The 13,941-nt window shown below is 69.4% G+C and carries 13 protein-coding genes; 4 read left to right on the top strand and 9 right to left on the bottom strand.

The annotated features are described in order from the left end of the window. Positions 1 to 287: 287 nt before the first annotated feature. Entirely contained in the window at positions 288 to 947 is a 660-nt protein-coding gene (locus ACFWYS_RS15455) for a TetR/AcrR family transcriptional regulator (protein WP_384767890.1), read from the top strand. A 69-nt stretch (positions 948 to 1,016) separates the two neighbouring features. Here ACFWYS_RS15455 and ACFWYS_RS15450 read toward each other — a convergent pair whose 3' ends face one another. From ACFWYS_RS15450 to ACFWYS_RS15440, 3 genes are all read right to left on the bottom strand, one after another. Next, positions 1,017 to 1,820 carry an SDR family NAD(P)-dependent oxidoreductase gene (locus tag ACFWYS_RS15450; protein WP_384767888.1) on the bottom strand — a complete coding sequence of 268 codons (804 nt, stop codon included), beginning with the start codon at positions 1,818 to 1,820 and terminating at the stop codon, positions 1,017 to 1,019. Continuing rightward, positions 1,813 to 2,418: a carboxymuconolactone decarboxylase family protein gene (locus tag ACFWYS_RS15445; RefSeq protein ID WP_384767885.1), complete on the bottom strand. Its 606-nt coding sequence runs from the start codon at positions 2,416 to 2,418 to the stop codon at positions 1,813 to 1,815. Before ACFWYS_RS15445 ends, ACFWYS_RS15450 begins: the two co-directional genes overlap by 8 nt. Positions 2,419 to 2,518: 100 nt before the next feature. Further along, positions 2,519 to 3,217: a winged helix-turn-helix transcriptional regulator gene (locus ACFWYS_RS15440; RefSeq protein WP_384767882.1), complete on the bottom strand. Its 699-nt coding sequence runs from the start codon at positions 3,215 to 3,217 to the stop codon at positions 2,519 to 2,521. Positions 3,218 to 3,368: 151 nt separating this feature from the next. Here ACFWYS_RS15440 and ACFWYS_RS15435 point away from each other — a divergent pair, with 151 nt between their 5' ends. Next, a complete protein-coding gene (locus ACFWYS_RS15435; protein WP_384767879.1) occupies positions 3,369 to 4,739 on the top strand; it encodes an FAD-binding oxidoreductase in 1,371 nt (456 codons plus the stop codon). 28 nt (positions 4,740 to 4,767) lie between these two features. Here ACFWYS_RS15435 and ACFWYS_RS15430 read toward each other — a convergent pair whose 3' ends face one another. The 4 genes from ACFWYS_RS15430 to ACFWYS_RS15415 all read right to left on the bottom strand — a co-directional run bounded on the left by ACFWYS_RS15430 (position 4,768) and on the right by ACFWYS_RS15415 (position 9,427). Continuing rightward, a complete protein-coding gene (locus ACFWYS_RS15430) occupies positions 4,768 to 5,502 on the bottom strand; it encodes a DUF899 domain-containing protein (RefSeq protein ID WP_384767876.1) in 735 nt (244 codons plus the stop codon). A 96-nt stretch (positions 5,503 to 5,598) separates the two neighbouring features. Then, entirely contained in the window at positions 5,599 to 6,642 is a 1,044-nt protein-coding gene (locus ACFWYS_RS15425) for a TolB family protein (protein ID WP_384767873.1), read from the bottom strand. Then, positions 6,639 to 7,916 carry an MFS transporter gene (locus ACFWYS_RS15420; protein ID WP_384767870.1) on the bottom strand — a complete coding sequence of 426 codons (1,278 nt, stop codon included), beginning with the start codon at positions 7,914 to 7,916 and terminating at the stop codon, positions 6,639 to 6,641. The genes ACFWYS_RS15425 and ACFWYS_RS15420 overlap by 4 nt, the downstream gene beginning before the upstream one ends. Positions 7,917 to 8,017: 101 nt before the next feature. Continuing rightward, on the bottom strand, positions 8,018 to 9,427 hold the full coding sequence (locus ACFWYS_RS15415; RefSeq protein ID WP_384767867.1) for a DNRLRE domain-containing protein: 1,410 nt from the start codon (positions 9,425 to 9,427) through the stop codon (positions 8,018 to 8,020). 397 nt (positions 9,428 to 9,824) lie between these two features. On the opposite strand from ACFWYS_RS15415, the gene ACFWYS_RS15410 reads away from it, so the two are divergent. Both ACFWYS_RS15410 and ACFWYS_RS15405 read left to right on the top strand, forming a co-directional pair. After that, positions 9,825 to 10,931 (top strand): HupE/UreJ family protein, encoded by a 1,107-nt coding sequence (locus tag ACFWYS_RS15410; RefSeq protein WP_384767864.1) that lies wholly within the window; start codon positions 9,825 to 9,827, stop codon positions 10,929 to 10,931. Between the two features lie 233 nt (positions 10,932 to 11,164). Next, the gene (locus tag ACFWYS_RS15405) at positions 11,165 to 12,469 is read left to right on the top strand and encodes a M64 family metallopeptidase (RefSeq protein WP_384767861.1); all 1,305 of its coding nucleotides are present in this window, start codon (positions 11,165 to 11,167) and stop codon (positions 12,467 to 12,469) included. Positions 12,470 to 12,869: 400 nt separating this feature from the next. On the opposite strand, the gene ACFWYS_RS15400 is transcribed toward ACFWYS_RS15405, so the two are convergent. Both ACFWYS_RS15400 and ACFWYS_RS15395 read right to left on the bottom strand, forming a co-directional pair. Then, the gene (locus ACFWYS_RS15400) at positions 12,870 to 13,238 is read right to left on the bottom strand and encodes a peptidoglycan-binding protein (protein ID WP_384767857.1); all 369 of its coding nucleotides are present in this window, start codon (positions 13,236 to 13,238) and stop codon (positions 12,870 to 12,872) included. Positions 13,239 to 13,389: 151 nt separating this feature from the next. After that, positions 13,390 to 13,779 carry a hypothetical protein gene (locus tag ACFWYS_RS15395; protein WP_384767854.1) on the bottom strand — a complete coding sequence of 130 codons (390 nt, stop codon included), beginning with the start codon at positions 13,777 to 13,779 and terminating at the stop codon, positions 13,390 to 13,392. Positions 13,780 to 13,941 lie beyond the last annotated feature (162 nt).

The following is a 13,941-nucleotide window of genomic DNA, read 5'->3' as shown; positions in this document are numbered from 1 at the left end:
GATGCGCGGCTCGTACGGGGAACGGCGTCGGCGCGGCCGGGGGCGCGCCTTCTGGGTACCGCCCGCGGTCTGGAGCGAGCGTTCCATTCAGGCTGCCCCGTGTCCACGGACGGATGAGGAATGGCCGAATGGGAATGGTGTGGCCCTGGGGAGTGGAATCCCCTTGAGTGCCATGGGCGTTGGCCACGACGACAGGCCGACGCGCACGTCCCCTCGGCGGTGTTGGCAGGTCACCCCGGGGAAGGCGGGCCGGGGAGCCGTACGGTCGATGGCATACTGCTGGTCCGATGAGCGAACCAACCGCGGCGGCCGGACGCCCCACGACCAAGCGTGACGAGCAGCGAGAGGCCTCCCGGCGCAGGCTCTTGAACGCGGCGGTGGAGATTCTCGCCGAGGACGGCTACCTCGGGCTGACGGTGAAGAAGGTCGGCGAGCGTGCCGGAGTCAGCCGAGGCATGGTCAACTACCACTTCACCTCCAAAGCGGGGCTCGTGGAAGCGGTGGTCGCCGATATTCGCGAGACGTTCGTCGACGTACTGCGGGCGCGGCCCGGATATGCGCGGATGAGCGGGCTCGAAGCCGTACTGGCCAAGCTCGACCAGTTCTTCGCCCGGCTGGCCGAGCCCGGACCGGGCCTACGGGCGCGCGCGTTGCTGGTGCTCCTCGTCGAGGCGGTCGGCAGTGCCGACGGGATCAAGGGGCTGATGGCCGAGCATCTCAGCCTCGTGCGGACCGGCGTCGAGGAGGACATTCGCCGGGGGATCGCGGACGGAAGCATCCGCCCGGACCTGGACACGGTCGCGCAGGCGTTCCTGGTGGAGAGCATCGCTCGTGGCGTGCTCCTGCAGTATCAACTGGACTCCGCCCGCACCCGCCTGGCGGACATCGCACGCGCCGCCCACGAGATGCTGGTCCTGGGGCTCGCCTCGACGCGGGGCGACGACTGAGCCTTTCGGCAGCCCGCGGACTCGCCGGGCCCTTTCGGCCATGGGCGAAGGGGCCCGGGATGCCGTGTGTCATACGGCGTTGAGTCCGCCGTCCACCACCAGGCTCTGGCCCGTGATGTAGGAAGCGCGGTCGGAGAGCAGGAACGTGACGGCCTCCGCGACCTCCCATGCGGTGCCCTGGCGGCCCAGGGGAATCCGCTCGAACGAGGCCGTCCGGGACGCCCGCCCGGCCGAGGCCTGCCGTCCCATGGGTGTGTCGATCAGGCCGGGCACGACCAGGTTGGCGCGGATCCGGCGGGCCCCTCCTTCCTTGGCGACATGGCGGGTGAGTCCGAACAGGCCGGCCTTGGAACTGTCGTAGGCCGGCGAGTTCGTCGCGGCGCGCAGTCCCGCGACGGACCCGATGAAGACGACGGCGGCTCCGTCGGCCAACACCGGAAGAGCGTGCTTGGCGGCCAGAAAGGGGGCGCGCAGATTCAGGGAGAGCACCTGGTCCCAGTCTTCCGGCGACGAGCCCTCCAGCCCGGTGCCGAGACCCACGCCCACGTTGACCACGAGCGCATCCAGCCCGCCGAGCCCGTGAACCGCCTCGGCGACCAGGGCGGCCGACTGCTCGGCCTGCGTGGCGTCACCCACCACGGGGACGCCCAACCTGCCCTCGCGGCCGACGAGTTCGGCGGTCGCGGCCGCAGCCGGTGCGGCCACGTCGGCGCAGGCCACGTCGGCGCCCTCCCGGGCGGCGAGAACGGCGATGGCCCGGCCGTTGCCGACCGGTGCGCGTGGGTCGTCGTCGGGGCGGGTGCCCGCGCCGACCACCAGTACTCTGCGGCCGGTCAGGTGACGGGCCGGTTGCTCCTGGCGCACCTCACCCATGGGTCCGGTCCCCCTCCGGAAAGCCGGTGCCGTCGAAACCGGGGTCCAGTTCCACACCGGCGGAGTTCAGGAAGAAGGCCACCATGTGGTACTGCCCCACCAGCATCGCGATCTCGATGAGTTCGGCCTCGCCGAAGTGCTCCGCCAGAGCCTCCCAGGTGGCCGCGGACATCCGTGCGACGCGGTGCAGCTCGTCCGCCGCCCGGATCAGGTGCCTCTGGAGGTCCGCCCAGCCGGGTGCGTCCGGCCCCTCGGCGATGCGGTCGATCTCCGCATCCGTGAGGCCCGCGGCCTTGGCCAGGGGAAGGTGCCGTCCCCACTCGTACAGGGCGCCGGTATTCCAGGCGGTGCGCAGGATCAGCAGCTCGCGGAGCCGCTCCGGCAGTCGGCCCCTGCGGAGCAACTGGCCTCCGAAAGGCATGAACTGCTCATAGAGATCGGGATGGCGCACGAGCGTGGTGAAGATGTTCGGGATCCGGCCACCGGGGTCGACGGCCGCGGTGGCCAACAGATTCCGGGTCCGTGCGTCCCATCGCTCTTCCGGGAGCGGCAGCAGCCGTGGACGGGCCTGGTGGACGGCTTCGTGGGGCTGAGACATGGCGACCTCCAACGTCGGAGGAGCTCACCCTAGGAGACTGGCTGAACGCTTAGCAAGTGAAATGGACGGCCAGGTGGGTGCCGCGAACAGAACGACGAGGTCAGGTTGCCGAACCCGCCGCGGTTCGGGAGGCCGGCTTGATGTGCGCGAAGGCGCTGCGCGCGTTCCAGGTGGGAAACGCCCGTACGAGCCAGGACGGGCCGTGCAGTTCGATACGGCGGTCGCGGACGGCTTCGGCCCAGGTCTGCCGGCCGGCGTGCCATTTGACGAAGGCTTCGGCTTCCGCCGTGACGTAGAGGTCCTCGTCGAGCCCGGGGTACGTCTTGCAGATCTCGGTGTCGCCGTGCTCGATCAGCAGCCAGTAGCGCTCGGGGCGCGGGCGGCCGGTGAAGTCGAAGCGGACGACGACGCGCCGCTGCGGGAGCTGGTCCCGGCGGAGCATGTTGCACATCGACCACAGCGCCACGAAGGGATCGAGGTGCTCGGGGGCGATCTCCAGCCAGGCCGCACCCCACTCGCCGAGTGACACGCATACCTTGAACAGGTCGTGCCCCGCGGACGTGAGCTCGTAGTGGCTTCCGCGCCCGTCCGGCTTGGGCTCCGACCTGACGATGCCGAGCCGTTCGAGCTGCTTGAGCCGCTGCGAGAGCAGGGTGCGGGAGAGCCCGGGGGCGCCCTCCAGGATCTCACCGAAGCTTCCGCAGCCCAGGTACAGATTGCGGATGATCAACGGCGTCCAGCGCTCGGCGAAGATCTCGGCGCCGCGGGCGATCGGGCAGTACTGGCCGTAGCTCCGCACGACGCCAGTGTCCCACTCCTCCCTCCGGCGGCGAAGTACAGATTCTTGACTTCACAGCCACTGTCTTCAGCGGTGCGATGGAAGTCGGACACCACCGGCTGACGCCGACCACCGAGCACGTCGGCACTTCCCGAGCGAGGAGGCGACCGCCATGGAGATCGACGGGTTCCGGGGCCGGCTGATCACCGTTGACCATGCCGACTATGACACCGCCCGACGGGTGTGGAACGGCGCCGTCGACCGGCACCCCCGGCTGATCGCCCGATGCCGCCGGACCGCCGACGCGGCCGCCGCCGTACGCTTCGCCCGCGACCACGACCTGGAGATCGCCGTACGGGGCGGGGGCCACAACGTGGCCGGCACCGCGGTGTGTGACGACGGGATCGTCATCGACCTCTCGGCGATGCGGTCCGTACGGGTCGACCCCGCCGACCGCACGGCCCTGGTACAGGGCGGTGCCCTGTGGGGCGACGTCGACCACGAGACACAGGCCCACGGTCTGGCCACCACCGGCGGCATCGTGAGCCACACCGGGGTCGCCGGCCTCACCCTCGGCGGCGGCATCGGCTTCCTCATGCGCTCCTACGGGCTCGCTGTCGACAACCTGCTGTCCGCCGAGGTGGTCACCGCCGAGGGCGGCATCGTCCGGGCGTCCGCGGACGAGCACCCCGATCTGTTCTGGGCGCTGCGCGGCGGTGGCGGCAACTTCGGCATCGTCACGCGGTTCCGTTTCGCGCTGCACCCCGTCGGCCCCACCGTCCTGGCCGGACCCGTCTTCTGGCCGGCCGACGACACCACCGACGTACTGCGCTTCTACCGGGACTTCGCCGCCGAAGCACCCGACGAACTCGGCACCGTCGTCAGGCTCGGCACCGTCCCCCCACTGCCGGTCATCCCCGAGGCACTGCACTGGCGGCCGGCCATCGCCGTGGCCTGCTGTTACGCCGGTGCCGTCGAGGACGGCGAGCGTGCCGTGCGGGCCCTGCGCCGGTTCAGGACGCCACTGGTGGATCTGCTCGCGGCCACGCCGTACATCGCCTTCCAAAGCGGCCTCGACGACACCGTCCTCCACGGGTGGCACTACTACTGGAAGGCCACGGACCTCACCGGCCTCTCCGACGACGCCATCACCGTCATCGCCGATCACGCCTACGGCGCCGGTTCGCCCCGCTCGTACTCGGCGATGTTCCACCAGGGCGGCGCCGTCGCCAGGGTCCCCCACGAGGCCACCGCCTACGCGGGTCGCGATGTGGCCCACAACATCGTCATCGACGCCGTGTGGCTCCCCGACGAGTCCGGCGAACAAGCCGCAGCCGAGAGCGCATGGGCCCGGCGGTTCCTCCACGCCCTCCGACCGCACCGCGCCGCCGGGGTCTACGTCAACTTCCTCGACGCCGACGACGACACCGGCCGCGTACGAGAGGCCTACGGCGAGCACACCTACCGGCGACTCGCCGAGGTCAAGGCCAAATACGACCCCGACAACGCCTTCCACCACAACAAGAACGTCCGTCCCGGTTGAGCAGAGCCGGACATGGCCGGACGGCCACTCAGGTCCTGCCGTACTCGTCGTGGCGGCGCAGCCAGTGCATGTCCTCGCCCTCCTCGTGACGGCCCAGCGGCGCCCGGTCGAGGAGCCCGTAATAGGCCATGGCCGGCTCAAGGCCGCGCGCGGTGGTGACATAGGTGCGGTACACGGTGCCGTCCGAGAGCGCGTAGGCGCTGAGCCCCGGCCCCTCGGTGACGTACCCGAGCACGTCCGTGCCGCTGGCCTGCGCCATCTGGCCGACGGTCGGCGGAACCTCGCCGTCGAGGAACGGCCTCAGCTCCTCCTCGGTGTACAGGAAGCCGAGGTCGCGGTGGAAGTCGCCGCCCACGGTGGAGACCCAGTCGAAGCTCCAGCCCATCCGCTCCCGGTAGGCGAGGAGCTTGTCGAGCGGCGCCCGTGAGGAGCAGATCAGTGTCACGTCGCGGGCCTTGAGGTGGACCGCGTTGGGGTCGAGGGTGTCCGCGATCGACGAGCAGACCGGGCATCCGGCCTCGTACGGCGGACCGAACATGAAGTGGTAGACGAGCAGCTGCGAGCGCCCGTCGAAGAGCCCCGCGAGCGACTTGGTGCCGTCCGCGGTCTCGAAGGTGTAGACCTTCTCGACCGGCGTCCAGGGAAGCTCACGCCGCTTCCGAGCGAGTTCGTCGCTGCGCCGGGTGAGCTCCTTCTCCTCCACGAGCAGCTCTTGGCGGGCTGCCTCGAATTCCTCCGGTGTGCCGACCTTGTGCTCGGGCATTGCCTTCTCCCTCCTGTGCGGGAGCGCACCACCGCCGTACCCGTCCGGCCTCATATCCACCGTACGCCGCACGGCCGAGGGCATCGCCTGGCGTGATCAGCCGAGCGCGGCGGGGGAGTGGGCGTTGCGCAGCAGCAGCCTGGGTTTGCCGGAGCCGTCGGCGGCTACGGACCAGAGGTCTTTGGTGCCGTCGTCGTGTTGCTGGACGTAGGACAGGGTGGAGTCGTCCAGCCAGGCCGCTTGGTCGTCCACGCTGCGGGTCTCGGCGGTGCGGGTGACCCGGTCGGTGGCCAGGTCGAGTACGGAGAGCCGCCAGCCTCGGGTCGAGTCGCCGTCGATGGGTGCTTTGAACGCGATCCTGGTCCCGTCGGGCGAGAGCGAGGGGCATTCGACGCGGTCGCGCAGGGTGCGGACGCTTCGTGCGGCGAAGTCGCCCTGGACCAGATAGCGATGGCCCTTGGTGTACATGGTCGCGTAGAAGGTGTTGTCGTCGTCGGTGAAGGTCACTCCCCAGTAGTTGACGTCGAGCGACTGGTACGGCTTGCCGTCCTTGATGACGGAGAAGGTCTCCAGCGTCTTGAACAGGGTGCCGGTCCTGCTGTCGTAGATTCCGGTGCGAGTGGCGAAGTTCAGGGTTGCGTAGCTGTCGCCGCCGACGAAGGCGGTCCAGGACACCATGCGGCCGCTGGCCGACACGCGGACCCGGTTGGGGACGCCGCTGACCGGGATGGCTTTGCGTTCCTTGAGGTCCGCGTCGAGGATGCGCATCGTGACCTTGCCGAGCACCCCGTCGGCGAAGAGGCAGGCGGCGGTTCCCGCGGCGGCGTAGACGCGGTCGCACTTGGTCTTCGACACCGCGCGGGTGCCGCCCGGGTCGTTCCGGTCGACCATGGTCACCTGCCCGGTGCTCGTCAGGGTCAGCAGCCGCGGGCCCGGCGCCAGCGACACCGCTTCGGACGTGGCGGGCGCTTCGGGTGCCTTGGCCGATGACCTGAGCTGGGCGTAGCCGACCGCGACGCCGGCGAGCGCGAGGGCGGCGGCCACCGTGGTGGCGAGGCGAGCGGCGGGCCCGAACCGGCGCGGCGCGGGCGGTGGGCTCGGCTGCGGCGTCTCGGTGTCGATCGTGGACTGCCGGTTCATGCGGTCACCTCGGTGTCGGTGGGGATGGTCGATCGGTTGATCAGCAGGAATGCCGTGGCGACGACGGCCAGTACGGCGAGGGCGGCGGCGCACCGGACGGCGGTGACCGGGCCCCACAGTTGCCAGGCGAGTCCGAACAGGACCGAGGAGGCGAGGTAGGCGAGGGCCTGGCCGGTCTGGATCAGCGCGATGCCGGTGGTCCGCAGGTGCTCGGGCAGCACCGGACCCGCCAGCGCCATCAGTACGCCGTCGGTCGCCGCGTAGAAGAAGCCGTAGAGGAACAGCACCAGTGCCAGCAGTGGCCAGCCGTGCAGGGGGCCGAACAGGAGCAGGTAGACGGCGACCAGGGCCGTGTAGCCGACGAGCACGATCGGCGCCCGGCCGACCCGGTCGGCCAGCACCCCGACGGGGAGCGCCAGCAGGAGGTAGGCCAGGCTGGTGCCGACCGCGAGCAGGGGGAAGCTGCCGATGGACACCTCCTCGCGGCGCTGCAGGAGCAGGTAGACGAAGCCGTCGCCGATGACGGCGAAGCCGAGCAGACACGCCGCGATGAGCAGCCGGCGCACCGGCGAGGCCCGCAGTAGTTCCAGGGCCTGCCGGGGGGAGACCACGGCGGCGGGCGGGCGTTCGTCGTGTCGGTCCCGGACGAAGAGCACGAGGACGAGTACGCCGAGCGCGGCGATGCAGAAGCTGGTGACGAGGACGGCGTCGATGGCCTGGCCCGTGGCCGCCAGCACGGCCAGGGCCGCGAGCGGACCGAGGAACGCGCCGACGCTGTCCATGGTCCGGTGCACGCCGAACGCGCGCCCCAGTGCCCGCGGCGGGGCGGAAAGGGTGATCAGAGCGTCTCGTGGCGCGGTGCGGAGCCCCTTGCCGGCCCGGTCGACGGCGATGACCAGCCCGATCGTGCCGGCCGAGCGGCCGACCGCGAGCAGCCCGAGCTTGGCCAGCGCCGACATCGCGTAGCCGATGCCCGCCACCGCTTTGGGCTTGCGGACCCGGTCCGCGACGTATCCGCCGACGAGCCGCAGCAGTGCGGTGGCTCCGGTGTAGATCCCGTCGATCATGCCGTAGGCCAGTGGGCTCATGGACAGCCCGAACACCAGATACACGGGCAGGATCGCGGTGACCATCTCGGCGGAGACGTCGGTCAGCAGGCTGACCGAGCCGAGCGCGAACACATTGCCGCCCACGACCGTGAGCCCGCGCAGACGGGAGCGGCCGGCGCTGGGCGTGGCATCGGACCCTGGCCTGTCGATCGAGGACAGATACATGGGGGCGGACCTTTCGGGGCGGGGGGCGGGAACAGGGCACTCTGGCGGCAGCCGGGGGGTGCCCTCCCTGGCCGGGAGGGCACCCGTCGCTCAGGTGCCGGTCAGTGACAGGTGTTGGTGCCGCTGTCGGTGAAGGTCTTGCCCGCCTCGGGGACGAACTGCCAGTCGTAGCTGCCCGAGTGCAGGCTCAGCTTCAGCACGCCCCAGGTGCTGCTGTTGCGGACCTGGCTGTTGGGCTGGATGGTGCCGAAGCCGCCCAGGCCGGTGCCGCCCATGCCGGCGACGAACTGGCGGATGCCGCGGGTGTTGTCCAGGCCTCCGGTGGCGTTCATCGGGGCGAACCGCTCGTAGTTGTGGTTGTGCCCGGTCACGACCAACTCGGCGTTGTTGTCGTACAGCGCCTGGTACAGCGGCTGTACCTCCGTGTTGGGGCCGTGGCTGGCGCCGGAGGTGTAGCGCGGGTGGTGCCAGTAGGCGACGGTGCACGGCTTGGTGCTGGCCGAAAGGTCGTTGCGCAGCCACTGCTCCTGCGCCGAGCCCGCCGAGCAGGACACGATCGAGCAGTTGGAGTTCAGCGCCACGACGTGCCAGTTGCCCAGGTCGAAGGAGTAGTAGCCCTTGTTCGGGTCTCCCGCCGACGAGCCGAAGTAGTTGAAGTAACCCGACGCACCCGCGGTGTGGTACTCGTGGTTGCCGGTGGCCGGCCGGGTGCGGGCTTTGTGCCTGCCCCAGGACGGCTGGTAGCAGTTGGTGAAGTCGGAGGACGTGCCGTCCGGGTAGGCGGTGTCACCGATGGCCATGACGGTGCCGGTGATGCCGTCCAGCAGGTTCGCGGTGGCCTCGTCTCCCCCGACGCCGCAGTTGGCGATGTCACCGGCGCCCACCAGAACCGGGTCACCCGAGGGCGGCGGCGTGGGCGTGGGCGTGGGTGACGGGGCGGTGCCGGTGTTGATCACCAGTTGCGGTGCGTCGGCGCCGGACTCGCGGGAGTCGTAGTACGCGCCGTTGGTGCTGGTGGAGGAGCCGCCGAAGCTGAACGTGCCGTTACCGGTCACCGCCGAGGTCACGTCGATCTCGACCCACTCGTTGTTGGCCACCGAGCCGAGCGACGCGACAGTGGCGCCGTCGATGGCCGGCTTGTTGTTCCAGGTGACGCCGGTCTCCGACCAGGTGGTGTCGGTCATCGACTTCCAGGTGCCGCCGTTGCTGCTGTTGCCGCTGCCGGTCACACGGATCCGCAGCTTCGCGCTGGTGACGGCCTCGGTGAGGCCGCTGACGTTGAACTTCAGGAAGGACTGGCGCACCGGAGAGTTGTCCACGGTGAACTCCGACGAGGTGCCGTAGTTCGTCGTCGGGGTGGTGTCCTGCACATAGGTGTCGGCGGTCGGATTGACCGTGGTGGTGGCTGCGGTGGCCGTGGGGGCGTTCGTGAGCAGAGCCGCGACGGCGGCCGTGGTGGTGGCCGCTGCTGCGGTTGCCGTCGATGCTCTTCGGATGTGGCGGGTGCCCATCACGTGATCCCTTCTGAGATGAAGGTTGTGGCTCCGTGCGGGGGGCGGTGTGGAACCTATGAATCCGCTGTGGGCCACGACCACAGTGAAGAAATGAACGTTGGGCGTGCGTCAGATGGCGCTTTTTCGCCGCCGAACAGATGTGCTGATGTTCTGTCAGTTGCCCTGTTCCGCCTACCAGTTGGAGCCCATTAGTCCTGTCGCGGCATGGGCCGTCAAGAATTCAACTCGACGTCACGGCGGGGATACGGGCAAGCCATGCGGTCCTCGCCCGCGGACGGCTTTGTTCCTCAGCATGATGCTCTGGGCTCCGCGGCAAAGCCTTCGACGTACCCCCGGCCGAATGATCCGTGCGCTTTTGGCCATGTTGGGGGGCGCGGTTCTCGCAGGGGTCCTTGTGTCGCTGACGGCTTCGGTCGCCTCGGCACATGTCCCGACGACGGACGGCACGTCCACGATCCGCCAGGACGGGTCACTGGTGCGCTACAAACTGGAGGTCGACTACGACAAGCTCACGAAGGCCGCCGGCCTCGCCGGGCTCCCGCGTGGTGCGAAGGACGCCGAGCGCGAGGCATTCCTGGAGTCACACCACGCTCGGATCGCGTCATACCTGGCCGACCGACTGACCGTCGCCCTCGACGGCGTGCGCTGTGCCGCCACGCTCGAAGACACGGGAATCACCAAGCGGCAGCAGTTCCTCTACGCCCGCCTGCTCCTGACCCATCGCTGTCCGGGCTCGGGGGGCGGCGAGTTCACCGTGCGCTACGAGGTGTTCTCCGATACGGCGGCCATCGGCGCCGAGCACACCAGCATGGTCGACTACGAACTCGGCGGTTCTGGCGGGAGCGACGTCTTCGACGCCGGCCATCGTGAACTGCGGGTCGGCCGGAGTCACGCCGACGAGGCCGGGCAAGGCGAGTCGCGGGCCGGTGAGACGGTCTTCTCGTCCTCAATCGGTCGTTTCGTAGCCATGGGACTGGAGCACATCCTGCTCGGCATCGACCACGTGCTCTTCCTGGTGCTCCTGCTGCTCGGCGCGCGGGGATGGCGCAGCGTTGCCCTGCTCGCCACCAGTTTCACACTGGCGCACAGCGTGACGCTCGCCCTGGCCGTGCTGGGGTGGGTCGAGGTTCCGGCCGAGATCGTGGAACCGCTGATCGCCCTGTCCATCGTGTACGTCGCGGTGGAGAACATGGCGCGCGGCGAGTCGCGGTACCGCGTCCTCGTGGTGTTCGGCTTCGGCCTGCTGCACGGGCTGGGCTTCGCCGGGGCGCTGAGTTTCACCGACGACTTCAGTGGCCGGCTGCTCGTCTCGCTGTTGAGCTTCAACCTCGGCATCGAGCTGGGACAGCTCGCGATCGTTCTGCTGGTGTTCCCGCTGCTCTTGCTGGCGCGCCGGTATGCCTGGTCGGCCATGGCCCAGGTCGGCGCGGCCGCCGTTGTCGGCGTCCTCGGCCTCGTCTGGCTCGTCGAGCGACTGCTGACGCCGAGCGGCGCCGCCTAACCCGTCCACGAGGGATTGCGTGAGCACGAATAGCACGAACTCCTATATCCATCAGAGGAAGTTCGCTTGCGGCAGCCGAAGCCCTGCGCCGTTCCGGCCTACGCACGGGGTCACTTGAATCCCGGCCCTTGTCGTGCGAGACGCCAACCTCCTATGTTATGCGGCAAGTTAAGTCAACTTAACCCCCCACTTAATGCGAGGTCCTAGTGCGCGCCCACAGACGCCTCCTCCCAGTGATCACCGCAACTGCCGTCGCCTTGGCCGGACTCTGCGCCGCAGGCATCCCGTCCGACGCGGCTGCCGCCACCGCCACCGGTGGGAACACCCGAACCGTCGAGTACTTCCCCACCACCCACGGTGAGGGCAGACACCGCCAGGTCCCCGTCACCGTCCCAGAGCGGATCAGGAACGCCCGATCGGCCCCGGTGATGAACCCCGGCGAGACCGGCGTCAATGCGCTGCAGCAGACCGGCGCTTCCGACGACCGCCTCGACCTCGTGGTCATCGGCGACGGATACACCGCCGGCCAGCAGACCGACTTCGCGGCGGACGCACGCGCCACGCTGGACGCGATCTTCCGGATCGAGCCGTACAAGAGCTACCGCGGCCTGTTCAACTTCTGGCTCGTGAACGCCGTCTCCAACCAGTCCGGAGTCACCGGCGACCCAACCCAGGACGTCGTGAAGGACACCGCCGTCAGCAGCTACTTCTACTGCGACGGCACGGAGCGGTTGCTGTGCATCGACGAGCGGAGGGTCGACTCCTACGCGCAGCAGGCCCCGGACTCCGACGTCGTCTTCGTCATCGCGAACTCCACGAAGTACGGCGGCGCCGGCTACAGCGGCCTCACCTCCACCGCCGGCCACACGGGCATCGCCACGATGTCCTCCGACAACCCCAGCTCCTACCTCATAGGCGCCCATGAACTCGGCCACTCCATAGGCCTGCTCGGGGACGAGTACCAAGACGGAGGCGGAGACGACTACCCGGGCCCGGAGCCCACCGAGCCCAACCTCACCATGCAGACCGCCGCCGACATGCTGCACTACGGGACCAAGTGGTATCGCTGGATCGGCCAGAGCGACCCGTCGGGCGGCAAGGTCGGCGCGTACGAGGGCGGCGGCTACCACAATTACGGCATCTACCGGCCCACCCAGAACTCCATCATGCGGAGCCTGAGCATCGATACGTTCAACCTGCCTGGCCGGGAAGCGATGATCGAGGGCTTCTATCGCCACGCCACGCTGCTCTCCGCCCGCACCTCCACCGCCCGACCCCTGGGTGCTCTCGACACGCTCCGCGTCAGCCTCGCCGCACTCCCGAGCAGCGGTCTGTCCGACGTGCGCGTGCACTGGTACGTCGACGGTGTCGAGGCCAAGGAGGCGATCGGCCGTCGCTCCGTCACTCCGAGTGCGCTGAGGATCGGCCAGGGCACGCACACCGTCACCGCGCGGGCAGTCGACCACACACCGGCACTGCGCGGGCCCGAAGCACGGAAGGCGGCGTCCAGCAGCGTGAGCTGGCGGATCACGAGTTAGCGCGACCCTGCGTACCCGCCCGGCCGGCGCATACGGATGGGGGCCTCCTGAACAGCTCGTTGGTGTCGAACCACCGAGCAACATCAGGAGGAGGTCACCTCGGCAGGCCGGCCGGATCGGTCGCCCACCCGGTGTTCGGCTGCTCGGTGAGACGGAAGGTGAGGGTGCCGCCCGATCGGGTCAGACCGGCAGTTGTCCAGGACTTCTTGTGCGGCCGCCCGTCGGGGCGGGCGCCGGAGGCTCACGCATGCGCGCCCGGGGGGCCCCCCCCGGCCCCCCCGCGCCCGGGGGGCGGGCGCGCGCCCGCGCGCCCCGCCGGGGGGCGGGGCCCCCCCCGCCCGCCCCCCGCGCGCCCATGTCCCCCGTCCCCCGTCCCCCGTCCTCCCCCGAACGGTTCAGGTCACGGGTTGGGGCTTACGTCCGGGTGCAGGCAGTTCCACGTTTTCGGGCCGACGATGCCGTCCTTGGTGATGTGGCATCGTCCTTGGGCCCACTTGACCGCAGTCTTGGTGGCGGAGCCGAAGATGCCGTCCTCCTCCAGACCTCGGCCGTAGATGTTGAGCAGGCACTGCGCGTGTGCGACGGCCTTGCCGGTGTCGCCCGGGTAGAGGTTCGGGTGGCCCAGGTCATAAGGGCAGGCGCTGTCCCCGGCAATTGCTGCAGGGGCGGAGGCGGGAGAGGCGATCGCGGGGGCAGCGGTGGTGGCCGCGGCGCCGAGCACGAGCGCCGAGAGAACGAGGCCGGTCCTTTTCGTGAGCGTCATGGGCATGAACGTTCTCCTGTCCGAGAGCATGGTCGATGGCATGTACTCCGGTCCTGGCGCGGACCAGAGGTCGATGGAGAGTTGCGCCGCAGATGACGCCTGTTCAGGTGACGCCTATTGCGGCCGCGGGCTTCTCTGTCCGCTGTGCGGGTTCCGCTCAGCACCGCGGGACGCCGGGCCTGGGGTCGGAGCCGGTGTTGATGTGCTGGCCCGGGGTGTATCCGTCCACCCAGTACTCGTACTGCCAGGTCGTCGTGTAGTACCAGATCTTGTTGCCCGAGACCGACTGCCCGACGTAGTAGCAGGAGATCGAGAGCGCATATCCCTTGGAGAGCTTCCTCTTCACTCGGCAGGTCGTCTTGGCGCAGGTGTACTGGTTTGTCGCCTGCGTGGTGTAGAAGACGTCGTCGTTCGCGGGTGCCGTCGCCGACGCTCCCGTAGCGTTGTTCGGAGCCGCCGCTGGAGCCGCCGGAGCAGGCGCGGCCAAGGCTCCGAGTGCGAGCGTGGTGGCGGTGATCGTGGTCGCCAGGGCGTGACGAATGCGCATGGGTACTCCTTCGGAGTCCGATTCCGGATCCTGGCCGAGAACTCCCGCTTCTCTCGGCAGCGGATATCACCCTGCACAGCGCGTATTGGAGAAACCTTGGCCAGATCTTGAGTTGGCTGCTCCGAGCCGCTTTCGACACCGTGGATGCGACCAAACCAAGGG

Source organism: Streptomyces sp. NPDC059010 (assembly GCF_042740355.1).
In the GTDB taxonomy this organism is placed as follows: Bacteria; Actinomycetota; Actinomycetes; order Streptomycetales; family Streptomycetaceae; genus Streptomyces.
Note: the sequence above shows the minus strand (reverse complement) of the source record. Positions and strands in the feature narration are given on the sequence as shown.